The organism is Streptomyces sp. NPDC048420, from assembly GCF_040651535.1.
In the GTDB taxonomy this organism is placed as follows: domain Bacteria; phylum Actinomycetota; class Actinomycetes; order Streptomycetales; family Streptomycetaceae; genus Streptomyces.
Map to the genome: position 1 here is coordinate 28,503 of NZ_JBEZKG010000032.1, position 21,919 is coordinate 50,421.

At 70.6% G+C, this 21,919-nt stretch carries 19 protein-coding genes; 14 read left to right on the forward strand and 5 right to left on the reverse strand.

Annotation, left to right across the window (positions count from 1 at the left end):
* Positions 1-250: 250 nt before the first annotated feature.
* Positions 251-643 (forward strand): hypothetical protein, encoded by a 393-nt coding sequence (locus tag AB0D34_RS40275; RefSeq protein WP_362671413.1) that lies wholly within the window; start codon positions 251-253, stop codon positions 641-643.
* Positions 644-842: 199 nt separating this feature from the next.
* On the forward strand, positions 843-1,775 hold the full coding sequence (locus AB0D34_RS40280; protein WP_362671415.1) for a serine protease: 933 nt from the start codon (positions 843-845) through the stop codon (positions 1,773-1,775).
* Positions 1,776-1,805: 30 nt separating this feature from the next.
* Here AB0D34_RS40280 and AB0D34_RS40285 read toward each other — a convergent pair whose 3' ends face one another.
* Positions 1,806-3,389 (reverse strand): D-aminoacylase, encoded by a 1,584-nt coding sequence (locus tag AB0D34_RS40285; protein ID WP_362671417.1) that lies wholly within the window; start codon positions 3,387-3,389, stop codon positions 1,806-1,808.
* A gap of 26 nt (positions 3,390-3,415) precedes the next feature.
* Positions 3,416-4,690, reverse strand: coding sequence for an amino acid deaminase (locus AB0D34_RS40290; RefSeq protein WP_362671419.1), 1,275 nt, complete (start codon positions 4,688-4,690; stop codon positions 3,416-3,418).
* A gap of 112 nt (positions 4,691-4,802) precedes the next feature.
* On the opposite strand from AB0D34_RS40290, the gene AB0D34_RS40295 reads away from it, so the two are divergent.
* The 4 genes from AB0D34_RS40295 (at position 4,803) to AB0D34_RS40310 (ending at position 8,771) form a co-directional block, all read left to right on the forward strand.
* Positions 4,803-6,002, forward strand: coding sequence for a sugar kinase (locus AB0D34_RS40295; RefSeq protein WP_362671421.1), 1,200 nt, complete (start codon positions 4,803-4,805; stop codon positions 6,000-6,002).
* On the forward strand, positions 5,999-6,769 hold the full coding sequence (locus AB0D34_RS40300; RefSeq protein ID WP_362671423.1) for an IclR family transcriptional regulator: 771 nt from the start codon (positions 5,999-6,001) through the stop codon (positions 6,767-6,769). The genes AB0D34_RS40295 and AB0D34_RS40300 overlap by 4 nt, the downstream gene beginning before the upstream one ends.
* The gene (locus AB0D34_RS40305) at positions 6,766-7,176 is read left to right on the forward strand and encodes a RidA family protein (RefSeq protein WP_362671425.1); all 411 of its coding nucleotides are present in this window, start codon (positions 6,766-6,768) and stop codon (positions 7,174-7,176) included. Before AB0D34_RS40300 ends, AB0D34_RS40305 begins: the two co-directional genes overlap by 4 nt.
* 116 nt (positions 7,177-7,292) lie before the next feature.
* Entirely contained in the window at positions 7,293-8,771 is a 1,479-nt protein-coding gene (locus AB0D34_RS40310; protein WP_362671427.1) for a gluconate:H+ symporter, read from the forward strand.
* Positions 8,772-8,828: 57 nt separating this feature from the next.
* Here the strand turns inward: AB0D34_RS40310 and AB0D34_RS40315 are convergent, their stop codons facing one another.
* Complete coding sequence (locus AB0D34_RS40315; protein ID WP_362671430.1) at positions 8,829-10,058, reverse strand: RNA-guided endonuclease TnpB family protein; 1,230 nt, start codon at positions 10,056-10,058, stop codon at positions 8,829-8,831.
* Positions 10,059-10,311: 253 nt separating this feature from the next.
* Between AB0D34_RS40315 and AB0D34_RS40320 the strand changes: the two genes are divergently transcribed.
* Complete coding sequence (locus tag AB0D34_RS40320) at positions 10,312-10,815, forward strand: hypothetical protein (RefSeq protein WP_362671432.1); 504 nt, start codon at positions 10,312-10,314, stop codon at positions 10,813-10,815.
* Positions 10,816-10,871: 56 nt separating this feature from the next.
* On the opposite strand, the gene AB0D34_RS40325 is transcribed toward AB0D34_RS40320, so the two are convergent.
* Positions 10,872-12,206: a M14 family metallopeptidase gene (locus AB0D34_RS40325; protein WP_362671434.1), complete on the reverse strand. Its 1,335-nt coding sequence runs from the start codon at positions 12,204-12,206 to the stop codon at positions 10,872-10,874.
* A gap of 242 nt (positions 12,207-12,448) precedes the next feature.
* Here AB0D34_RS40325 and AB0D34_RS40330 point away from each other — a divergent pair, with 242 nt between their 5' ends.
* The 6 genes from AB0D34_RS40330 to AB0D34_RS40355 all read left to right on the forward strand — a co-directional run bounded on the left by AB0D34_RS40330 (position 12,449) and on the right by AB0D34_RS40355 (position 19,059).
* Positions 12,449-14,809: a LuxR C-terminal-related transcriptional regulator gene (locus AB0D34_RS40330; RefSeq protein ID WP_362671437.1), complete on the forward strand. Its 2,361-nt coding sequence runs from the start codon at positions 12,449-12,451 to the stop codon at positions 14,807-14,809.
* 29 nt (positions 14,810-14,838) lie between these two features.
* Positions 14,839-15,729, forward strand: coding sequence for an MEDS domain-containing protein (locus tag AB0D34_RS40335; protein WP_362671439.1), 891 nt, complete (start codon positions 14,839-14,841; stop codon positions 15,727-15,729).
* A 78-nt stretch (positions 15,730-15,807) separates the two neighbouring features.
* Positions 15,808-16,272, forward strand: a complete 465-nt coding sequence (locus AB0D34_RS40340; protein ID WP_362671441.1) for an ATP-binding protein — start codon at positions 15,808-15,810, stop codon at positions 16,270-16,272.
* A gap of 57 nt (positions 16,273-16,329) precedes the next feature.
* The gene (locus AB0D34_RS40345; protein ID WP_362671444.1) at positions 16,330-17,640 is read left to right on the forward strand and encodes an Nramp family divalent metal transporter; all 1,311 of its coding nucleotides are present in this window, start codon (positions 16,330-16,332) and stop codon (positions 17,638-17,640) included.
* Between the two features lie 196 nt (positions 17,641-17,836).
* On the forward strand, positions 17,837-18,745 hold the full coding sequence (locus AB0D34_RS40350; RefSeq protein ID WP_362671446.1) for a hypothetical protein: 909 nt from the start codon (positions 17,837-17,839) through the stop codon (positions 18,743-18,745).
* A complete protein-coding gene (locus AB0D34_RS40355; RefSeq protein ID WP_362671449.1) occupies positions 18,742-19,059 on the forward strand; it encodes a hypothetical protein in 318 nt (105 codons plus the stop codon). The genes AB0D34_RS40350 and AB0D34_RS40355 overlap by 4 nt, the downstream gene beginning before the upstream one ends.
* 7 nt (positions 19,060-19,066) lie before the next feature.
* Here the strand turns inward: AB0D34_RS40355 and AB0D34_RS40360 are convergent, their stop codons facing one another.
* Positions 19,067-20,755, reverse strand: coding sequence for a glycoside hydrolase family 18 protein (locus AB0D34_RS40360; RefSeq protein ID WP_362671451.1), 1,689 nt, complete (start codon positions 20,753-20,755; stop codon positions 19,067-19,069).
* Positions 20,756-21,011: 256 nt separating this feature from the next.
* On the opposite strand from AB0D34_RS40360, the gene AB0D34_RS40365 reads away from it, so the two are divergent.
* Positions 21,012-21,893: a hypothetical protein gene (locus AB0D34_RS40365; RefSeq protein WP_362671453.1), complete on the forward strand. Its 882-nt coding sequence runs from the start codon at positions 21,012-21,014 to the stop codon at positions 21,891-21,893.
* Positions 21,894-21,919: the final 26 nt, after the last annotated feature.

A 21,919-nucleotide genomic window follows, 5' to 3' on the forward strand; every position in this document is an offset into this window, starting at 1 on the left:
GTCCGTCGGTCCGGTGCCCGCGGGTCCGCAGCCCGTGGGTCGGCGGCGCAGGGGTCCGCAGCCCGCCGGTCGGGAGTCTGTGGGTCGACAGCACGCCGGCCCGCAGTACACGGGGCCGCAGTACGCAGGTCCGCAGGCAGCCGGTCCGCGGCCCGTCGGTCCGGAGGGCGCCGGTCCGGAGCCTTCGGGCCGGGCGGACCGGCGGCGGGCCGCGCGGGGGAAGGGGGCCGGGCGCTCGCGGCGGGTGGTCGTGGCCGTCGGAGCCGTCGGGGTGGTGTCGGCGGTGGCCCTGATCGCGGGGCTGTCCTCGCCGGACTCCTCCTCGGACCCCTCGCGGGATCCGCGCGACGGCACCCCCTCCGCCTCCACCGGCACGAGCGGCGCCACGGACCCGGCCTCTTCCGTCCGCCCCGCTGCCCCGGGGGTGTCGCCCACCGATGGGTCGGCGACCGGCGGTGTCGCCTCGCCCGGCGTGAGCGCCTCCACGGCCGACTCCGCGGCCCCGGAGTCGAGCGGGAGCCCGTCGGCCGGCAGCTCCTCCGCCCCGGCCGCCCCGTCGCCCTCAGCGAGCTCCACCTCCGCCGACGGCCCCGGCAACTCCGGCAAGGGGCGCGGACAGGGCGCCACCAAGGGTCCTAAGTAGCCCCGCTTCCGGGTAGGTTGACCTCGCCGAACACGACGGTGCGGCCGTGGCCCCCATGTGTGACGGTGTTGCTCGCCCGAAGGCGCGGGCTCGGCACAGCTTCTTGCCCAATCACCCACCCCTCTTCACAATGTGCATGACAAAATCGCGGGCGGCCGGAAAATTTCCGGTCGCCCAAGTCGCAAGAGGGGACCCCCACATGAGAAAGCCTCTCGTCGCCGCACTCTCCGTCCTGGCCTTCGCCGGGATGAGTACGGCACCCGCGGTCGCCGCCGAACCCACGGCCGCGAGCGTGGGCAAGAGCGTCGGCGCGGACACGGTCACCTCCGTGGTCGACGACGTGGTCACGTCCACCACCGCGAGTCTGTCCCAGCTCACGTCACCGTCGCCGAAGCTCCAGGCGGTGACCCTCGCCGGCACGGTCGCGCTCAGCAACTGCTCCGGCTCGGTCATCCGCTTCCCGAACTCCCTGGACACCGACCCGGCGCTGGTCCTCAGCAACGGGCACTGCCTCACCACCGGCTTCCCCGCGCCGGGCGAGGTGCTCACCAACCAGGCCTCCACTCGGACCTTCGGGCTGCTCAACTCCTCCGGCACCCGGGTCGCGACCCTGCGCGCCAGCAAGCTCGCCTACGGCACGATGACCGACACGGACGTGTCGATCTACCAGCTCACCAGCACGTACGCGTCGATCAAGAGCTCGTACGGCATCTCCCCGCTCACCGTGCAGGACACGCACCCGACCGCCGGGACCGCGATAACCGTGGCCTCCGGGTACTGGAAGCGCCTCTACAACTGCAACATCGACGGGTTCGCGTACCGGCTGAAGGAGGGCGACTGGACCTGGAAGGACTCGGTCCGTTACACCTCCGCCTGCCAGACCATCGGCGGCACCTCGGGCTCGCCCGTGATCGACCAGGCCACCGGCAAGGTCGTCGCCGTCAACAACACCGGCAACGAGGACGGCGAGACCTGCACGGAGAACAACCCGTGCGAGGTCGACGCGAACGGCAACGTCACCGTGCGCGAGGGCATCAACTACGCCCAGGAGATCTACAACATCCCGGCCTGCTTCACCACGGGCAACCAGCTGAACCTGAACGCGAGCACCTGCACCCTGCCCAAGCCGTAAGGGCGGCGCGGTAAGGCACGAGCCGTTCCGTCACATGGGACTGTGACGGACCGCTCTGCCGGCAAGTACGTCCGTGCGGCGGCCGTCCTCGATCACGAACCGGCCGTCGACCAGGACGTGCGGAATGCCCGTCGGCAGCTTGCGCGGGTCGGCGAAGGTCGAGCCCGGAGCCACCGTGTCCGGGTCGAACAGGACCAGGTCCGCCCGGTAACCCTCCTTGACCAGACCGCGGTCCGGCAGGCGCAACCGTGACGCCGGGCGCGAGGTGAGGTGGGCCACGCACTCCTCCAGGGAGAGGACGCCCAACTCCCTCACATACGTGCCGAGATACTGCGGGAACGTGCCGTACGCCCGCGGATGCGGCTTCGCGCCCTGGAGGATGCCGTCGGAGCCGCCGGTGTGGACGCGGTGGCGCATGATCATGCGGACGTTCTCCTCGTGGCCGACGTGCTGGAGGATCGACGGGGCCAGCCGGTCGGCGAGCAGCAGGTGCCGTGCGGTCGCCCAACTGTCCAGGCGGCGGCCCACGTACTCCGACAGCGAGGGATCGGTGACCCCCGAGATCTCGATCGTGTCCCACTCCATCGGCACGCCGTGGCAGCCGTCCGAGCCGATGACCTCAAGGTGGTGGCGGATGCGCTCCGCGGTCCCGTCGTCCGCGAGCCGCTTCAGGACCGCCTCGGGGCCGCCTTCGCTCGCCCAACTCGGCAGCATGGCCGCCAGGGTGGTGGAGCCGGGGGTGTAGGGGTAGGTGTCCAGGCTGATGTCGGCGCCCGACGCCAGCGCCTCGTCCAGCAACGCGATCAGCTCCGGCGCCCGGCCCTCGTTCACGCCGAAGTTCATGGTGGCGTGGGCGAGATGGAGGGAACAGCCGGCCTCCCGGGTCAGGGCGACCATCTCCGCGTAGGCCTCCAGGGCTCCCGCCCCGTACGAGCGGTGGTGCGGGCAGTAGTAGCCGCCGTACCGCGCCACCACCCGGCACAGTTCGGTGAGTTCGGCGTCCTTGGCGTACATGCCGGGGGTGTAGGTCAGCCCGGACGACATGCCGAGCGCGCCCTGTTCCATGCCTTCGGCGACCAACTCGCGCATACGGTCCAGCTCTTGCGGAGTCGCCTCGCGGTCCTCCCAGCCGACGGCGAGTGCGCGGACCGTGCCCTGGGGGATCAGATAGGCCGCGTTGACGGCGATCCCGCGGTCGAGGCGGTCCAGGTACTCGCCCACCGACCGCCAGTCGAAGTCGATGTCGTCGCCGTAGCTGTTCCAGCCGGTGATGGCGCGGCGGACCTCCTCCAGGGTGCGGTCGTCGACCGGGGCGTACGACAGCCCGTCCTGGCCCAGCACTTCGAGCGTGACCCCCTGCGCGGCCTTGGCGCTGTGGTCCGGGTCGCGCAGGAGGGCGAGGTCGCTGTGGGCGTGCATGTCGATGAAGCCCGGGGAGAGGACCAGGCCTTCGGCGTCCAACTCGCGGCGGGCCTTGGGGCGTTGGCAGCCCGCGTCGGCCGCCTCCTTGACGATCGAGACGATCCGGCCGGCGTCCACGACCACGTCGGCGCGGTACGAGGGGGCGCCGCTGCCGTCGACGACGTCCACGTCCCGGATGACGAGCTCTTCCATGCCGGACCTCCCGCTCCTGGAAGCTTCTAGAAGAACGTACGGATGTATTCGACGACCGTCCCGTCGGCCTCCGCCACCGGGATCAGCTGCCACTTGTCGAAGGACGTGCACGGGTGGGAGAGGCCGAGGCCCAGCCAGTCACCGACCTCCAGGTCCGCCTCCGGGGCGGTGCGCAGCCAGGCGTGCTGGTCGGAGAGGGCGGTCACCTCGACGCCGGTCGCGGGGCGCTCGGCGTTGTCGCGGCGGACCACCTGGGGGAACGGGAGGTCGAGGTCGTAGGCCGCGTCCCGCTTGCCCGCGTTGGCGAAGGCCTGCTCGGGGGAGGGGCGGGAGACGATCTGGGTCCAGAGGCGGAACGCGGGCTCCAGCGCGCCCTCCTCGGGGACCCGGTTGAAGGGGGTCACCTTGCGGTAGTGGCCGTCGTCGTGCGAGACGTAGGCGCCCGAGCGCAGCAACTTCAGTACGGGGAGCGAGAGTTCGGGGATCTCGGCGAAGACGTCGGCGACCGCGTCGAACCAGGCGCTGCCGCCCGCGCTGATCACGATCTCGTCCAGTCCTGCTCCGGCGAACCGTCCCGCCTTGTCGAACTCGGCGGTCAGGGCGACGAGTCGGCGCAGCCAGGCATGCACGCGCTCCGGGTTCGCCCGCGGGACCTCGCCCTCGTAGCCGACGACGCCGACGAGCCGTAGCGTTCCGGTGGCCGCGACCGCGTCGGCGACCGCCGCGCACTCCGCCTCCGTACGGGCGCCGGTGCGGGCGCCCTCACCGGCGGCGAGTTCGACGACGACGTCCAGGGGGCGTGTCGTCCCTTGCAGGGCCGCGTCCATCAGCTCGACTCCGCGGACGGAGTCGATGTAGCAGACGAAGCGGAAGTCCGCGTCGCTCGCGAGTTCCCCGGCGATCCAGCGCAGGGCTGCCGGGTCCACGAGTTCGTTGGCGAGGAAGATCCGCTCGATCCCGTAGGCCCGGGCGACCCGTACCTGGTGGGGGACGGCGAGGGTGATGCCCCAGGCGCCGTGTTCGATCTGGCGGTGGAAGAGCTGGGGGGCCATGGTCGTCTTGCCGTGCGGGGCGAAGGCGAGGCCGTGGCGGGCGGCGTACGTCTCCATGAGCCGGAGGTTGTGGTCCAGGCGCTCGGCGGAGAGGGCCAGTACGGGGGTCGTGAAGCCGTCGGTGAAGAGGTTGCGGCGCTGGGCGGTCAGCTCGGCGACGGTCAGGCCGTCCGCGTCCGGCGGGAGGCCCTTGAAGCGGTGGTCGACGCGGTCCTCCGCGAGACGGGCGAGCGCTTCGGTATCGGACACGGGGCCTCCCTGAAAGGGTGCGTTGCAGTATGTGCAACGTCCATTGCGTATATCGCTTACTGCTGTCTAACATCCACGCCAAGGTTGGGTCAATGAAGGAGCTACGACCATCGTGAATGCCCCCGACGCCGTGGACGTCGTCGCGCTCGGCGAGTCCATGGTCACGTTCCTGCCCAGCCGGCCGGGGCGGCTCGCCGACGTGCCGTCCTTCGACCGGGCGATCGGTGGGGCGGAGTCGAACGTGGCGTGCGGGTTGGCTGCAGCCGGCTTCGCGGTTCGGTGGGTCAGCCGGGTCGGGGTCGACGGGTTCGGGGATCACCTGGTCGAGACGGTCGGGGGGTATGGGGTCGATGTCTCGGCCGTCGGTCGGGATGCGGCTCGTCCTACCGGGGTGTACTTCCGTACGGCGGGGGATCGGGCTTCGGATGCGCATGAGGTCGCGTACTACCGGGCGGGGTCGGCGGCTTCGGCGATGTCGGTCGAGAACGTGGACCTCTCGGTGGTGCGGGCGGGTCGTTTGCTGCATCTGTCGGGGATCACTGCGGCCTTGTCGGACGACTGTCTCGGGTTGCTGCGGGAGTTGACGGCTCCGGGGGGCGGGCGGCCGGTGGTGTCGTTCGACGTCAATTACCGGGCCGGATTGTGGCGGGATGCCGAGGGGCCTCGGGTGCTGCTGGAGCTGGCTCGGCGGGCCGACATCGTGTTCGTGGGGGAGGACGAGGCGGAGGGGGCGTGGGGGGTCGCGGGGGGCCCCGCGGCGATACGTGCGGTGCTGCCCGAACCTTCAATGCTGGTGGTGAAACAGGGGTCGGTGGGGGCAACTGCCTTCGTGTCGGCCGCGGGCAGTGGTGGGCTGATCGCGCAGTTCCCCGCGCCCCTAGGTGGGTCCCAGGCGCCGCCAGTTGATACGCCGCCGTCGCTGCGGGCAGTCGTGCCGCAGGGCGGCACGGGTGGGCGCAGCGGCACCCCGCAAGCGCGGGCGAGCGAATCCCACCCCCGGCCGACCCTCGCACCGGGCACCTTCGTACCCGCCCTCACCGTCGACGTCGTAGCCACCACCGGCGCCGGCGACGCCTTCGCAGCCGGATTCCTCTCGGCGACCCTCCGCAACCTCCCTGTGAGGGATCGGATAAGGCACGGTCACCTCTGGGCCGCCGCCACCCTCACCACCCCCGGTGACCTCGCCGCACCCCCCTCCCGCGCACACGCCGACCGCCTCGCCACCGTCGGGGACGACGCGTGGGGGACACTTCGACTCGGCCCCGGCTGGACGCAAGCCGACACGGCCCCGGAGGAGGTACGCACCCCATGAGCCAGACCGTCGACCGAGCACTCAGCATCCTGCCGCTGCTCGCCGAGGGCCCCGCCGACCTCGGTCAGGTCGCCGACCGCCTCGGTGTTCACAAGTCCACCGCGCTGCGGCTCCTCCGCACCCTGCACGAGCACGGCATGGTCTACCGCCAGTCCGACCAGCGCTACCGCCTCGGCGCCCGGCTCATCGCGCTCGCCCAGGAGGCGATGGAGAACCTCGACATCCGGGAGATCGCCCACCCCCACCTCGTCGCCCTCAACGAGCAGTGCGGGCACACCGTCCACCTCGCCGTGTACGAGGAGGACGAGGTGCTGTACATCGACAAGGTCGAGAGCCGTTACCCGGTGCGGATGTACTCCCGGATCGGGAAACCGGTGGCCATCACCGTCGCCGCGGTCGCCAAGCTGCTGCTCGCCGATCTGCCCGAGGCCGAGCGGCGCGCCCTCGCCGACAAGCTCGACTACCCCCTGTACACGGCCCGTTCGACACCCAACGCCCCCGCCTTCCTCAAGGAGCTGGAGCGGGTGCGCGAACAGGGCTGGGCCACCGATCTCGGTGGCCACGAGGAGTCCATCAACTGCGTCGCGGCCCCCGTCCGCGGTGCCGACGGCAAGGTCGTCGCCGCGATGTCGGTCTCCGCGCCGAACGTCGTCGTCACCGCCGAGGAACTCCTCACCCTGCTCCCGCAGGTCCGCCGTACGGCCGATGCCATCAGCGGCGAGTACTCCGGCAGAACCCCAGCAAAGGACCCCAAGGACCCCGTATGACGGACAAGATCGCGCTCACCCCCAAGACGCACACCACCCCGCCCGCGAAGTTCTCCCACGGGGTGCGGAAGGGCAACATCCTCCAGGTCGCCGGGCAGGTCGGCTTCCTGCCGGCCGAGGAGGGCAAGCCCCCCACACCGGCCGGTCCCACCCTGCGCGAGCAGACCCTCCAGACCCTCGCCAACGTCAAGGCGATCCTGGAGGAGGGCGGCGCCTCCTGGGACGACGTGATGATGATCCGCGTCTATCTCACGGACGTGGACCACTTCGCCGAGATGAACGGCATCTACAACACCTACTTCGAGGAGCAGGGCCTCACCGCGCCCCCGGCCGCCCGTACGACGGTCTACGTCGGCCTGCCCGCCGGGCTCCTCATCGAGATCGACGCGCTGGCCGTCCTCGGCTGAAGCCCCGTCGGCTCCACCAACTCCCGCACGCGGTACGACGGTACGGCGCCCCACGAGGTGCCGTACCGCGCTCCCCCCTGCCCGAAAGCCGGATGTACTCACCCAGAGGACCCCCCATGACGTCCTTTCCGCTCGCCGCCACCGCCCCCGAGGCCCCACCCCACACCGGTGGCCTGCTCCTTCTGATCGACGGCACCGCGGGTCTGCTGACCGTGGCCGCCCTCGGTATCGCCCTGCTCCTCTTCCTGATCATCAAGGCGAGACTCCAGCCCTTCGTCGCCCTGCTCGGCGTCTCCATAGCCGTCGGCCTGCTCGCGGGCCTCTCGGTCACCGAACTCTTCGGCACGGTCCAGCGGTCGGACGCCGTGTCCACCATCGAGTCCGGGATGGGCGGCATCCTCGGCCATGTCGCGATCATCATCGGCCTGGGCACCATGCTCGGGGCGATCCTCGAAGTCAGCGGCGGCGCCGAGGTGTTGGCGTCCCGGCTGCTCAATCTCTTCGGGGAGAAGCGGGCGCCGCTCGCCATGGGCCTCACCGGCCTGATCTTCGGTATCCCGGTCTTCTTCGACGTCGGCATCTTCGTGCTCGCGCCGATCGTGTACGCGGCGGCCAAGCGCAGCGGCAAGTCGATCCTGCTCTACTGCCTGCCGCTGCTGGCCGGCCTCTCGATGACCCACGCCTTCCTGCCCCCGCACCCCGGCCCGGTCGCCGCCGCCGGACTGCTCCACGTGGACCTCGGCTGGGTGATCCTCATGGGCATCGTCTGCGGCATCCCGGCGGTGCTCGCCGCGTGGGCCTACTCCGCGTGGATCGGCCGCCGCATCTTCGTCGCCGTACCGCAGGACATGGTGGAGGCCGCGGCCGAGGCCAAGCAGGCGGTCGTCGAGGAACAGCGGGCGCAGGGTGTCGTACCGCGCGAGGACCCTGTCCCCCTCGGCACGGTCCTCGGCATCATCGGTACGCCCCTGGTCCTGATCCTCGCCGCCACGTTCTCCTCGATCGCGCTCGACCCCTCCACCGGCCGCTCGGTCATCGAGTTCTTCGGCAGCCCCTTCGTGGCGCTGACGATCGCCCTGGTCCTCGCGTACTACCTGCTCGGCATCCGCCGCGGCTGGTCCCGCAAGTCCCTGGAGACGGTGTCGACGGCGTCCCTCAAGCCGGTCGGCAACATCCTGCTCGTCGTCGGCGCGGGCGGGGTCTTCGGCGCGGTCCTCAAGGCCAGCGGGGTCGCCCAGGCGCTCTCCGACACCTGCAACGACGTCGGCCTGCCGGTGATCGTGCTGTCGTACCTGATCTCCGTGGTCCTGCGGGTGGCCCAGGGTTCGGCGACGGTCGCGATCGTGACGACGGCCGGCATCGTGGCGCCGCTGCTGTCCGAGGGCCACCACTCCCAGGCCTTCGTCGCCCTCGTCATCATGGCGATCTCGGCCGGTTCCATCTTCGCGTCGCACGTCAACGACGGGGGCTTCTGGATGGTGGCCAAGTACTTCGGCATCAGCGAACGGGACACGCTGAAGACGTGGACCGTACTTGAGACGGTGCTGTCGGTGGCGGGGTTCGCGGTGGCGGCCGTACTGAGTGTGTTCGTTTGACCTGCTCCTCGGGCTGAAGCCTGAAGAGCCTGGCCGTCCTCATCCGGACCTGTTCCGCTACGCGGCACTTGTTCGGATGAGGGTTCCGTGGCTTCCTGTTTCTTCGCGCTGTGCCAGAACGGGTTCAGGTCTTACCGGCGCTCCGCAGGCTGATGCCGCCAGTCCGGCGGCCTGTTTCACGTTGATCGCGGCGTTGTGGTCGCGGTCGTGGAGGGTGTTGCAGGCAGGGCAGGTCCATTCCCGTACGCGCAGGGGTTTGGGCCCATCCCGATGCCCGCAGGTGGAGCACGTCTGGCTGGTGGGCTCGAACCGGCCGATCTTGACGAAGGTCCGCCCATAACGCTGCGCCTTGTACTGAAGCATGGCCACGAACTGCGACCAGCCCGCGTCGTGGACACTCTTGGCCAACCGGGTGCGTGCAAGTCCGGAGACCGCCAAATCTTCCACCGCGACCGCTTGGTTATCGCGGATCAGCTGGGTGGAGAGCTGGTGATGGAACTCTTTGCGCGCGTCAGCCACGCCCGCGTGGGCGCGGGCGAGCTTCAGCCGGGCTTTGGCCCGGTTCTTCGATCCCTTCTGTTTGCGCGACATTTCCCGTTGGGCTTTCTTCAGCTTCTTCTCCGCGCGGCGCAGAAACCGCGGCGAGTCGATCTTCGTGCCGTCGGAGAGGACCGCGAAGTGCGTGAGCCCCAGATCGATGCCCACGGCACTGCCCGGCTCCGGTTCGTCCCAGCGGGCCCGGTCCGTCGCGGAGTCGGTGTCGATGACGAACGAGGCGAAGTACCGCCCCGCCGCATCCAGGATCACCGTCACACTGGAGGGCACGGCGGGCAGGGCACGCGACCACTTGACCTTCACGGCACCGATCTTCGGCAGAGCTAGCCGCCCACCGCTGGTGATCTTCCAGCAGGCGTTGGCGGTGAACCGGATCGACTGCCGGGTGTCCTTACGCGACTTGAAACGCGGAGCACCTACCCGCTTCCCCTTGCGCTCCCCTTTGTGGGAAGCGAAGAAGTTCTTGTATGCGGCCTCCACATCCCGCAAAGACTGCTGCAGCACCACCGAGGAGACCTCGCCCAGCCAGCAGCGCTCGACCGTGTGCCGGGCCTGGGTGATCAGCCGTTTCGACAACTCGGCCGCGTTCGGGAACGGCAGACCCGCGGTGCGGGCGTCTTCCCGTGCCCGTACCGCATCGTTGAACACCACCCGCGCACACCCGAACGCCCTGGCCAACGCGGTGCGCTGACCGGGCTCCGGGTACAGGCGGAAGGCGTATCGAAGCTGCATTCGGTGATCGTACGAACACACACCATTCGATGTCGCCGGGAACATCCGTTCCCCGTCTCACCTCTATGGGTGCAGTATCCGGCTCCGCCGGAACGACACCGCGACGCTCTGCGCCGCAGTCACGAGATTCGCTTCGCCGCCGGGCTGAAGCCCGATGCATTGCGAATGAAACTCGGTAGCCCCATGTAGGCGTCCGATAACGATGTAGGGGCTGGCTGTGTCCGGCACAGGATCGTCGACCATACTGCCCGCTGTGGAGCAGCGCATAGGTTCGAGCAGCCAGCCCCTGGAAGGCGCCGGATTCGACCCGGCCTACATCCCCGGGCTCACCTCACCCGTGTCCGGCGAGGCGGAGTCCGTCCCGGAGGACCCGGAGGTGACTCCGGAGGAGGTCGTCGAGGAGCCCGCCGGAGAGGCCGTTGAGGAGTCCGCCGAAGGGCCCGTCGAGGAGGAGGCCCCCGAAGGCCCCGTCTTCGAGGCCTCCGACCGGCGCGCGAAGATCGTCGCCGACCACCGGGGTGTACGGCTCTTCCTCGACGACCAGGCCTGTGAGTTCCGCTGGGACGAGATCGGTGCCGTCGAGACGGAGTCCCCGCGCTTCGGCAAGCGGTTCACCATCACGGTGCACACACCCGACCGCCGCTGGTATCCCATCGAAATCGAGGCCAAGTCGAGGTCGAGCTTCGAGGAGTGGGACGGACAGCTGGACGCGGTGATGGACAAGTACTTCGAAGAAGAGGCTGAGGACACCGACTAGGGGGCGCGGAGAGCTGCGCGACCAGCCCTCACCGGCCCGCAGCTCCCCCCAAACCTCTAGCAGTACTGAGACTCCTTGCCGATGGACCGGTACATGCAGTCCGAGTTCTCCAGCAGTTGCAGCACCGCGTCCCGGTTCCGGGACGTCTCCCGCTCGATCACCTCGTCGGGCGGGTAGAACCCACCACCGGAACTCGACGACGGGTACATCTCGAAGGTGTACGAGAAGATCTTGTGGGTGCCCCAGAGGTAGTCGTCGATCGACCCGTCGGTGATGTACAGGTCGCTGGCCTGCTCCGCCGTGTACCCGTTGCTCGCGGCCATCTTCTGCCCGACCGCCTTGAACACGGCGTTGTCGTCCGCCGTCATCCCGGTCGCCGTGTCGGAGTACGTGTACCCGTAGGGCCACAGCACGAGTTCGCTGTACGTGTGGAAGTCGATGTTCGTCTTGATCTGCTGGACCCCGCCGACGACCCGGCTGCGCACGAAGTTCGCGACGACCTTGACCTCGGGTGCCGACTCGGCCGCCGTACCCCGGTAGGTCTCGGAGGACGTCGTCCCGGACGAGCCGCCGCAGCAGCCCCAGCGGTAGGCCCAGTTGCGGTTGAGGTCGGTGCCGACGGCCGAGGAACCGGAGTTGGGCTGCCGGTTCTTGCGCCACGAGCGGTACGAGCCGGTGGCGACGTCGTACTCGCCGCCGTCCGGGTTGAGGTCCGGGACGATCCAGATCTCGCGGTTGTTCACCATGTTGGTGACCCGGGAGTCGGAGCCGTAGCCCGCGCCGAGTTCGCGCAGCAGGTACAGCGCCATCTCCACCGTGAGGTGCTCACGGGCGTGCTGGTGGTGGGTGAACAGCACCTCGGGCTCGGCCTCGTCGGTCGCCACGTTGTCGCTGATCTTGATGGCGACGATGTCCCGGCCCTGGTACGACGTGCCGATGACCCGCTTGCTCATGATGTTCGGGTAGGCGGCGAGCCGCTGGTCGATCTCGGCGTTCATCTCGGCGTAGTTGTGGTAGCGCGAGTCGGCCGAGGGGAAGTCGTAGAGCCGGACCTCGTCCTCCGCGACCCGGTCCGGAGCGGACCCCAACGCGGAGACCTCGTACCCGAGTTGGCGCAGTTTCCGGATCTGGTCGGCGCGGCCGGAGACCACGACGGTCTCCTCGTCGGCCTCGTCCACCGTGACGCCCGTCTGCTGGATCGCCGTACGGGTCACGGGTGTCGACTGCTGGTGGATCTCGTACTGGCGGACGTCCTCGGCGCTCGGTGCCGCCTTCGCGGCGCTGTCGGCGTTCGCGGAGAGCGGGGCGGCGAGGGCGAGGGCCAGGACTGCGGCGAGGGCGGCGTAGCGGGTGCCGCCGTGGGCGCCGGAACCGCGTATGCGAAGTCGCATGAAGTCTCCTGTGTTCTCCAGGGATTCCGGGGTCTCCGGAAGCGGGGAGTGGAGCGGGGGGTGGTTCAGCGAGCTCTGCGACGTGCTGCCGGTGCGGGTGTGCCGGTGCGGGTGTGCCGTGCGGGTGTGCCGCTCATCGTCCGTGTATGACATGGTCAGGTCAAGAGGGCCGTGCAGTGTACGCGGATCGGTGGGCCGCGGCATGATCCCGGGAGAAGTGCACCCGAGGGTGTGAGCCGGGCGTGCATATATGTGAGGGCCGCCCCCACAGTGGGATCTCCGACCACACCCCGGAGGACTGGCTGATCATGGGGCACCTGCCGGTCGAGACGACCAGTTTCGTCGACCGGCGCCGTGAACAGGCCGCGGGTCGCGAACTCCTCACCCGCGCCCGCCTGGTCACCCTCACCGGCCCGGGCGGCGTGGGCAAGACCCGCCTCGCCGCCCGCATCGCGGCCCGGGCCGAGCGCACCTTCCCCGACGGAGTCCGCTTCGTCCACCTGGCCGGGCTGCGCGACCCGGAGCTGGTCCCGCTCGCCGTCGCCGACGCGCTCGGCCTCCACGACTACTCCGCGAGGCCGCCGCTGGAGGCCCTCGTCGCCCATGTACGCGACCGGAAGGCGCTGTTGGTCCTCGACAACTGCGAACACCTGCTGCCGGCCTGCGCCGACCTCGCGGCCGCGCTGCTGCTCGGCACCACCGGCGTCCGGATCCTCGCGACCAGCCGGCACCGGCTCGGTCTCACCGAGGAGAACCTCCTCGACGTACGACCGCTGCCGGTCCCCGATCCGGACGGCGACCTGTCCGCGGCCGACGGCTATCCGGCGCTGGCCCTGTTCGCCGACCGGGCCGCCGCGGTCGTCCCCGGCTTCGCGCTCACCGCCGACAACCGGGCCGCCGTCGCCCGCCTGTGCCGGCGCCTCGACGGACTCCCGCTCGCCATCGAACTCGCCGCGGTACGCATGCGCGTGCTCGGCGTGGAACAGCTCCTGGAACGCCTCGACGACCGTTACCGCCTGCTCACCTCCGGCAGCCCGGCCGCCCTCCCGCGCCACCGCACCCTGCGCTCCGCGGTCGACTGGAGCCACGAACTGTGCACCGAACGCGAGCAGTTGGTCTGGGCCCGCCTCTCGGTGCCGGCCGACGGCTTCGACCTCGACACCGCGGAGGCGGTCTGCGCGGACGGCGACCTCGTCCACCGCGCCGACGTACTCGAAGCGGTCGCCGGACTCGTGGACAAGTCCGTACTGGCCCGGGAGCCGGGGCCGGACGGGGCGGTGCGCTACCGGCTCCTCGACACACTGCGGTGCTACGGCCTGGAGCGGCTGCGCAGGACGGAGGGCGAGGAGCCCGCCACCCGGCGCAGGCACCGGGACTGGATGCTGCGGCGGGCGGCCGCCTGCGAACAGGCCTGGTTCGGCCCCGGGCAACGGGAGATCGTCGCCCGCCTCCGCGCCGACCAGGACAACCTGCGGGCCGCCCTGCACTTCAGCCTGGAGAGCCCTACCGACGCGCTCGCCGGGCTGCGGCTCGCCGGCACGCTCTGGTTCTACTGGCATGCCTGCGGGGCACCCCGCGAAGGGCGTTACTGGCTCGAACGGGCCCTGGAACTGAACCCGGAGCCCACCGTCGAGCGGGCCCGCGGACTGTGGGTGGCCGGGCTGCTCGCCGGATGCCCCGAGGACCTCACCCGGGGACTGCGCCGCGCAGAGGAGGCCCGCGACCTGGCCCGCGCGCTCGGGGACGCCGCCGAAGCCGCCCACGCCGAGTACGTCATCGGCGTCATCCGTCTCTTCGCCGACGACCTCCCCGCCGCGCTCGCCCACTTCGAGGCCGGAGTCGCCCGCGGCCGCGTCCCCGGGCAGCACCTCAGCCTCGTCGGACTCGACCAGGTCGAACTCGCCTGCGCGCTCGGCTTCCTGGGCCATGCCGACCGGGCCGTCGAGGTCTGCCAGAAGACCCTCCTGCTGTGCGAGGAGCACGGCGAGGAATGGGTCCGCTCCTATGTGCTGCGCATGCTCGCCCTCGCCCACACCGTGAAACAGGACTGGCCCCGCGCCGAGCGGTACGCCCGCGACGCCCTCCGCCTCAAACTCGCCGTCAACGACCTCATCGGGCTCGCCCTCACGCTGGACCTCACGGCCCGGATCGCCATGGAGCGCGGGGCCCACGAGCGGGCGGCGGTCCTGCTCGGCGGAGCCGACCGTGCGTGGGTCGTGGTGGACGAGGGGCGTTGGGGGTCGGCCGCGCTGAACTCCTCGCGTCGGGAGACGGAGGACCGGGCGCTGGGAGCGCTGGGGCGGGCCGCGTTCGTTCCGGCGTACGACCGGGGCGCCGGACTCACCCTCACCGAACTCGTCGGCTACGCCCTTCAGGAACCCGGGCTGCCCGCACCGCGCTCACCGGAGAGCCCACCGGTACGGCTCACTCCGCGGGAGGCGCAGGTCGCGGAGCTCGTCGCGGAAGGGCTGGCCAACCAGCAGATCGCGGACCGGCTGGTCATCGCCCGCCGCACGGCCGAGGGGCATGTCGAGCGCATCCTCAACAAGCTCGGATTCAACACGAGAACGCAGATCGCAACGTGGGTCACGGCCCAGCGTTGACAGGCGCGGCGCAACAAGGAGCCCTCTCCATGACCACCCCCTTCGACCACCGCATGACCGTCTACGGCACCGACGACCAGTTCCTCGCCACCGCCCTCCCCTTCCTCACCGAAGGCCTCAACGCCGCCGGAGAACCACCTCCCGTGGCCATCGCCTCCCCCCACAACCTCGCCCTCCTCCGGGACGCCCTCGGCGCCGACGTCAAGCACGTCACGCTCATCGACCACGCCGAGTGGTACACCGGCTCCGCCGCCAACGCCGTGGCGCAGGGCGCCGGTTACCTCGCAGCCCACGCCGGGCCCGGTGGTCGTGTCCACCTGCTCATGGAGCCCGTCTGGAACGGCAGGGCGGGCCGTTCGCCTCGGGAGGCCACGGAATGGATCCGTTACGAGGCGCTCGCGAACCTGCTCTTCGCGCCGCTCGCCACCACCGCCCTGTGCGCCTACGACACCCGCACCGCGGGCCCCGCGATCGTCGACGCGGCCCGCCGCGCCCACCCCGACACCGGCGTGTACGAGGAGCCCGTACGCCTCGTCGCCGAGCTGGACGCCGTACCCCTGGCACCGCCCCCGCCGGACGCGGAGCTCCTCACCGAGCTGGCCGCCGACGCCGTACGGGACCGGGCGCGGGACCGGGGGCTCGCCCTCGCCGACGCCGAGCTGTTCGGGACGGCAGTCGCCGAGGCGGCGGAAGCCGTGGGGCAGCGGGCCGGTACCGCGCTGCTGTGGGGGGAGGGCGCCCAGTGTGTCTGCGAGCTGCGTTCGGGGCGGCGCGTCGGCGACCCGCTCGCCGGGTTCGTACCGCCGGACGCCGGCGGCCCCGCGCCCGGGCAGGGGCTCTGGTACGCGCGTCAGGTGTGTGCGTACGTCGACGTACGCGACGACCGGGACGGGGCGACCGTACGACTGCAGTACGCGTAGCCGTACAGGTGTGGTGCAGGTATGGAATCAGGTAGTACTCCCCGTGTGCGCCGCACCCGCGGGGGTCACCCTGAGACCATGCTGCGACTCTCTGGGGGACGCCTTCCGGATCCCGACCCTCGATACGCCGCCTACCCCCAACCGCCCCTGGGCGCGGGCCATGTGAGTGTCGAGTACGACCCCCGCCCGTCCGCCGTGCGCGAGGCCCGTGCCGAGGTGCGCAGACAGCTGGAGGGGTGGGGGCTCGCGGAGCGGGACGACGACCTGGTCGACACCGCGGTGCTGCTCGTCAGCGAACTCGCCACCAACGCCCTCCTCCACTCGGCGAGCCGCTTCACCCTCACCCTGTCCGCCGCGCACGGCGTGCTGCGCTGCGAGGTCGCCGACTCCGGCCGCCGCACCCCGCGGGTGCTGGACGCCGGGAACGCGGAGAGCGGCCGCGGGATGTTCCTGGTGGAGGCGCTCGCGCTGCGCTGGGGCTGGCGCCAGGACGGGCGCGGCAAGACAGTCTGGTTCGAACTGGGTACGTGCGGCGAGTGCTGACTTCCTTCACCGCACGCCCTCTTGCCGGTGCGCGATCTTTAGGGTTTCTTGACCTTCATGGCGGACACCACGGACAACACAGCGACCGGTGAGGCGACTTCCGTACCGCGCAAGTCCAGTTGGCGGTACATCGGCCCCGGAATCGTCGTCGCCGCGACCGGCGTCGGCGCCGGCGACCTCGTCGCCACGCTCATCGCGGGCAGCAACTTCGGCTACACGCTGCTGTGGGCGGCGGTGATCGGCTGCCTGGTCAAGATCTCCCTCGCGGAGGCGGCGGGCCGCTGGCATCTGTCCACCGGCCGCACCCTGTTCGACGGCTGGGCGAGCCTGGGCCGCTGGACCACCTGGTTCTTCGCGGTCTACGTGGTGATCTGGGGCTTCGTGTACGGTGCGGCGGCGATGTCGTCCAGCGCACTGCCGCTCCAGGCGCTGTTCCCGGACGTGATGGACCTCGAATGGTGGGCCATCGCCTGCGGTCTGGTCGGCCTGGTGTTCGTCTGGTTCAACAAGTACGCGGTCTTCGAGAAGGTCATGACGGTCCTGGTGGGCGTCATGTTCGTGGTGACGGTGTACCTGGCGATCAGGGTCACGCCGAACCTCGGCGACGCCTTCGCCGGTCTCCTCCCCGTCCTGCCCGACGAGAAGGACTCCATCCTCAACACCCTCGGCCTGATCGGCGGTGTCGGCGGCACCATCACGCTCGCCGCGTACGGCTACTGGGTCAACGCCAAGGGGTGGACCGACACCGGCTGGATGAAGGTGATGCGGCTCGACAACCGGGTCGCCTACATCACCACCGGCATCTTCGTCGTCGCCATGCTCTTCGTCGGCGCGGAGCTGCTGCACAGCGCCAACGTGGCGATCGCGAGCGGCGACAAGGGGCTCATCCAGCTGAGCGACATCCTGGAGGACGAGTACGGTTCGGCGACCGCGAAGTTCTTCCTCATCGGCTTCTTCGCCACGTCGTTCACCTCGCTGATCGGCGTCTGGCACGGGGTGAGCCTGATGTTCGCGGACTTCGTGGCCCGCTTCCGGGGCCAGGGCGAGCAGAAGGGCGAGGAGGTCGCCTCCGGCGCCCGCGAACGCTCCTGGCCCTTCCGCGCGTACCTGCTGTGGCTGACCTTCCCGCCCATCGTCCTGCTCTTCCAGGGCCAGCCCTTCCGCCTGATCATCCTCTACGGCGTCCTGGGCGCGGCCTTCCTCCCCTTCCTCGCCGGCACCCTGCTCTGGCTCCTCAACTCCTCGCGCACACCCGGGCAGTGGCGCAACGGTCCCCTGAGCAACGCGATGCTGGCGATCGCGGGGCTGCTGTTCCTGGTCCTGTGCGTGAAGCAGATCTGGGACCAGCCGTGGTCGGAGTTCTTCTGAGTCGGGCGGATCGCTCGACGTGAGGGCTGAGGCTCCGGGTGCAGCGGGGCGAGTCTGCCCTTCTCGGTCGGCGCGTCCTGCACGGTCGACCCCAAGGCGCACCCCAAGGAGGCACGAACGGGGACCCGGCCCGGACCCCGGCAGGGGAGATATCCTCGGCCACCGGGAACCACACCACCGACGAGGGCCGACGCAGATGACCACGCCACAGGACCCGACTCCACAGTCCCCGGCCTCGCCGGAAGCCCCGGCTCCGGTCGCCCCCGATGCCGCCGCGCAGTCCACCACCCCACCGGCCCCCACGGAAGCGGACTGGGTCCTCGCCCCACCGGCTGCCGCGCCGCCGGTTCCCGTCCCACCCGCTGCCGCGCCGCCGACCGCGGCTCCGCCCGTGTCCGCCTGGCCGCCGCCACTCCACGAGGGCCCCGCCACCGCATCGGGCGCCGCTTCGCCGGTCCCCGTGCCGCCTGCCGCGGCTCCGCCCGTGTCCGCCTGGCCGCCGCCACCCTACGAGGGCCCCGCCACCGCACCGGGCGCCGCTTCACCGACCCCAGCGGCACCGACCCCCTCCGCGCCGCAATCCGTCCCGCAGACTTCCGTCGAGCCGCCCGCCACCCCGCCGGGCGCGCCGGCCCCTCCCGCCGCCGCCCACCCCGGCTTCGGATCCCCGGTCCCCGCGGCCCCCGGGTTCGGTCCGCCGACGCCCCCGCAGGACGGCCCGCCCGCCCCGGCCCAGTACGCGCCCCCGCAGTACGGCCTGTCGGCCCCGCCGCCTCCGCAGTACGGTCGGCCCACTCCACCGCCGCACCCGCAACAGCCCACCGAGGGCCCCGAGTTCATGGCCGTCGACCGGCACAACTCCATCGTCGTCGACTCCGCGGGCGTCGCCTTCGAGGATCACGGGTACGCCGCCGAGTTCCCCTGGCACGAGATCCGCAGCGTCCACTACAAGGCCGGTCCCAACGGCAAGACGCTCATGATGGCCGTCATCCACGTCGACGGCCGTTTCTACGAGTGCGTCGTCGACGCCAAGGGCCGCGACCTGCTGGGCCAGTGGTTCGCCCAACTGGCCGCGATCCTCGGGTACTACAAGCCCCTGGCGTGACGGTGGACGCAGAGCTCCAGATCCACGAGGTGCGCAGCGCCGAGGGGGCGGAGGTGTCCGTGGTCGTACGCTGCCTCCGCGGGCCCGTCCACCTCGGCGCCCACTTCTCCCGGGTCCGCGACTCACAGGCTCCGATCGACCTGACCGTGACACGCATGGTGCGCTACGACCGCCCGGTCCACGTGATCGACCCCGTGCACAGCGGCCTGGTCACCCTCCACGGCACAGGCGCGCACGAGCTGGGTCCGACGCTCGGCACGACCGGGCGGGAGGTCATGGCCGTCATCCAGGGCCGCACCTCACCCACCCCCTGACCACCGACTACGGCAGCCCGTGCACATGCGGCCCCACAGCCCCCGACCACGCGTTCCCCGCTGCCGCGTCCCAGTTCGTCGACCAGGTCATCGCCCCACGCAGGTCCGGGTAGGTCTTCGACGGCTTGAAGGACCCGCACCCCGTGCCCTTCGTCAGGCAGTCCAGCGCGTTGTTCACCACGGACGGCGAGACATAGCCGCTGCCCGCCCCGCGCGGCGACGCCGGCAACCCCAACCCCACCTGCGACGGCGCCAGTCCGCCCTCCAGCTGGATGCAGGCCAGTGCGGTCAGGAAGTCCACCGAGCCCTGCGAGTAGACCCTGCCGTCGCAGCCCAGCATCGAACCGCTGTTGTAGTACTGCATGTTGACCACCGTGAGGATGTCCCTCACGCTCAGCGCGGTCTGGAAGTACGCGTTCGACGTGGACTGCATGTCGATCGTCTGCGGTGCCATCGTCAGAACCAGCCCGGAGCCCGCCTTTGCCGACAGCGATCGCAACGCCTGTGACATGTAGGTGGCGTTGAGCCCGTTCTCCAGATCGATGTCGACCCCGTCGAACCCGTACGTCTGCATCAGCGCGTACACCGAGTTCGCGAAGTTCGTCGCCGACGTCGAGTCGCTCACCGACACCGTGCCGTTCTGCCCGCCCACGGACACGATGACCTTCTTGCCCGCCGCCTGCTTCGCCCTGATGTCCGCCTTGAACTGGTCGACCGTGTACCCCCCGAGCCCCGCCGAGTCCAGGTTGAAGGTCACGGCACCCGGAGTCGTCGTCGCGTCCGCGAACGCCACCGCGATGATGTCGTACTGCGCCTGCACGTCCGACAGCTTCTGGACCGTCGCCCCGTTGTCGAAGTTCTGCCAGTACCCGGTGACCGCGTGTCTCGGCACCGCCCCGCCCCCGCCACCCGGAGCAGCGCTCGTCGTCCCCGTCACCACACCCGACCTCACGGACTCACCCGCCGCGTTCACGGCCGTGATCTGGAAGCTGTACGACGTCGACGCGGCCAGCCCCGTCACGGTCGCCGAGGTCCCGGTGACCGCCGTGACCTTCGTACCGTTCCGGTAGACGTGGTACCCGGTCGCCCCCGACACCGCGTTCCAGGACAGCGAGACGGACGAGGCGGACGTGCCGGTGACCGTCACAGCGGCCGGCGCCGCCGGGACCGTAGGAGAAGGGCCGCCTCCGCCGCCTCCGTCGGGGCCGTACACCGACACGTCGTCGGCGAAGTACGCGGCCTGGCCGTACCAGCCGTGGGTGTACACCGTCACCGAGGTCGTCGAGGCGCCGGTGGTGAAGGTCGTCGACAGCTGCTTCCAGGAGGCCGTGTCCGGGGTCCAGGCCGACACGTCGGTCGTGCCGGTGCCGGTCGCGCCCAGGTAGGCGTAGCCGCCCTGCACCCAGGCGCTCAGCGTGTACGTCGAGCTCGGCTTCACGGCCACCGTCTGGACGCAGCGCGCGTTGTCCTGCCCGGCCGGGGTCGCCTTCAGCGCGGCCGAGCCGCCGTGCACGGGGGAGGAGACCGTCGTACCGCTGCCGGCGGAACAGGTCCACTCGCTGAGACCGGACTCGAAACCGGCGTTCTTCGCGTTGTCGACGTCCGCGGCGGAGGCCGGTCCCGTGACACCCAGGGCGAGGGTCATGGCGAGGGCGGTGGTCCAGAACCGCGTCGGTTTTCTGCTGAATATGGGCATGACAAGAGAGTTGGTCCAGACCAATGCCGCTGTCAAGGATGCCGTCAGGGATGGATGCGCAACCGGCCTTTCTCTGGCTCGCGCACGTGGCAAGTGCGCCCCATCTGGGCGGTAATCGACCGCTTTTGGTCCGTCGGGCAGGACAGGAAGTCACAGAATCGCTGTTCTCCGGTCACAGAGGCGTGGTTACAGTGCTGAGGTAGTCACGCAGTGAAGTCGACCGGGTGCGCCGGAGTGATCCGTCGGACCCTCGGGCATGGGATACGGGGAGCTGCGCGTGCCAACTGCCATCGCAGTGACCGGTGCCGACATGGCGCTGCCGGCGCAGGACGAGCGGACCCTGCCCGCCGTCGTGCTCGACGGCCTCGACCGGCAGCCGCTGGACCACTCGCTCGCCGCGCTCCAGACGCTGATCGACCAGCACGGCCATGTGATCGTCGTGTACTCCCAAGCCGTGCCACCCGCGGTGGACCAACGGCTGCGCACCGTCCGGTCCCTCCTGGAGAGCGACCGGATCGCCCTGTTCCGTCCCGAACTGCCGCCCCTCGGAATCGCCGTCCTGGCCCGCCAGTTGAGACAGCTCGCCTCCTGCGACCTCAGCCCGGGCGTCCTCGCCTCGGCGGGCCGGCTGCTCACCCACTACCTCCACGCGGGCGCCCTCCTCGGCTCGGTGGCCAAGCTCGACCGGGTCCCCGTCGGCCTCAAGTCGCACGCCAAGTCCTGGGTCCCGGGCAGCCAGTTCGCCGTCCTCGCCCACCCCCAGCCGCAGCTGGTCAGGCTCGCCCCGGACGCCACGCTCGCAGGGCCGGAGTTCGCCACCTCGATGCTCGTCGCCCGCGGCCAGCTCCAGTCCGACTGGGTCTCCGGGGCCCTCGCGAAGTCCTGGCGGATCCAGGGGCTGCGCGAGACCCCGCTGCCCGCCGAGTCCGCCGAGTGGTGGGGCACCGGCAAGCTGATCGAGTTCTGCACCTTCCTGCCCGACCTGTCCGTCCTTTACCAACTGGTCACCTCGGTGCGGCAGAACATCTGTCACTGGTGCGGTATCGACGTCATCGGAGACCGCTGCGTCTTCTGCTCGGCCACCGCACCCGTGACACCCGCCCCTCAGTACGAACAGCACCAACTGCCCGCCGGGTGACCCGTACGCCGGATCGCCCCCGTCCC

What these genes read in the sequence shown, in the direction of transcription:
- AB0D34_RS40280 (WP_362671415.1), top strand. Translation starts at nt 843, where the DNA reads ATGAGAAAGCCTCTCGTCGCCGCACTCTCCGTCCTGGCCTTCGCCGGG.
- AB0D34_RS40285 (WP_362671417.1), bottom strand. Translation starts at nt 3,389, where the DNA reads ATGGAAGAGCTCGTCATCCGGGACGTGGACGTCGTCGACGGCAGCGGC.
- AB0D34_RS40300 (WP_362671423.1), top strand. Translation starts at nt 5,999, where the DNA reads ATGAGCCAGACCGTCGACCGAGCACTCAGCATCCTGCCGCTGCTCGCC.
- AB0D34_RS40305 (WP_362671425.1), top strand. Translation starts at nt 6,766, where the DNA reads ATGACGGACAAGATCGCGCTCACCCCCAAGACGCACACCACCCCGCCC.
- AB0D34_RS40310 (WP_362671427.1), top strand. Translation starts at nt 7,293, where the DNA reads ATGACGTCCTTTCCGCTCGCCGCCACCGCCCCCGAGGCCCCACCCCAC.
- AB0D34_RS40315 (WP_362671430.1), bottom strand. Translation starts at nt 10,058, where the DNA reads ATGCAGCTTCGATACGCCTTCCGCCTGTACCCGGAGCCCGGTCAGCGC.
- AB0D34_RS40325 (WP_362671434.1), bottom strand. Translation starts at nt 12,206, where the DNA reads ATGCGACTTCGCATACGCGGTTCCGGCGCCCACGGCGGCACCCGCTAC.
- AB0D34_RS40335 (WP_362671439.1), top strand. Translation starts at nt 14,839, where the DNA reads ATGACCACCCCCTTCGACCACCGCATGACCGTCTACGGCACCGACGAC.
- AB0D34_RS40340 (WP_362671441.1), top strand. Translation starts at nt 15,808, where the DNA reads ATGCTGCGACTCTCTGGGGGACGCCTTCCGGATCCCGACCCTCGATAC.
- AB0D34_RS40345 (WP_362671444.1), top strand. Translation starts at nt 16,330, where the DNA reads ATGGCGGACACCACGGACAACACAGCGACCGGTGAGGCGACTTCCGTA.
- AB0D34_RS40350 (WP_362671446.1), top strand. Translation starts at nt 17,837, where the DNA reads ATGACCACGCCACAGGACCCGACTCCACAGTCCCCGGCCTCGCCGGAA.
- AB0D34_RS40360 (WP_362671451.1), bottom strand. Translation starts at nt 20,755, where the DNA reads ATGCCCATATTCAGCAGAAAACCGACGCGGTTCTGGACCACCGCCCTC.
- AB0D34_RS40365 (WP_362671453.1), top strand. Translation starts at nt 21,012, where the DNA reads ATGGGATACGGGGAGCTGCGCGTGCCAACTGCCATCGCAGTGACCGGT.